Genomic DNA, 738 nt, shown 5'->3' with positions numbered 1-738 from the left:
GTCATTTTCTCCATACGTTGGAATGAAGTCGTTATCCAGAAAACTTGCTTTCGATGTATATGATTCTTCAGTTACAACAACTTGAATGCCTACAGCATTTGCTTTGTATGTAATCATTTGAATCAGTAAATTATGCGGGATATGACAAAACGATTGGTTATTTCTTTTTCCCATATTCGTTTCTTGTTTCCAACTTTTGTTTTGACCAATAACGATTTTACAAACTTCTTCTTCTTGAGCTAGTTTTACGATATGGTGACTAACTTTATGGAAGACGTCTTTTATTTTCAAGTAACGTTTTTGATGAAGTTTTTCTATCCTTTTAGAAGTAAAAGGTCCTTCATTCGTTTGTTTTCCATTTCTAAGAATGCTTGTAAAATGACTCTTCATTTTGTTGTAATATTGATTTATGCTTTTGATATGTTTGCCCTTAACAAGGACAGGTTTCATACCTGTGTTTGTTACGATGGTTGCAAGGTTATCAATCCCTAAATCAATACTCATATAACAAGCATTCTCTTCAATCATTTGTTGTTCAGAAGGAACATCAATTACCAATTCCACTACATATTCATTGTATTTTGGAATCACACGAACTTGTTTCAGTTTACCTTCAGTGAAACCTAGTTTCCCAATATTTAATTGCAATTTCGTCTTTGGAAACTTTAAAAATCTACCGTTTTTAATGATGCAATCTTGGTTTGTATACAGAATCTCTTTTTCAGAAGAACGAATATA

Annotated in this window: 1 protein-coding gene; it reads right to left on the bottom strand. The window is 31.8% G+C overall.

Annotated elements, in window-relative coordinates:
• Window positions 1-738 (bottom strand): RNA-guided endonuclease TnpB family protein (locus tag H6481_RS28290; RefSeq protein ID WP_182813817.1); only part of this gene is annotated, 738 nt, incomplete at both ends.

This window comes from Bacillus sp. ME78 (assembly GCF_903970865.1).
Taxonomy (GTDB): domain Bacteria; phylum Bacillota; class Bacilli; order Bacillales; family Bacillaceae_G; genus Bacillus_A; species Bacillus_A cereus.
Note: the sequence above shows the minus strand (reverse complement) of the source record. Positions and strands in the feature narration are given on the sequence as shown.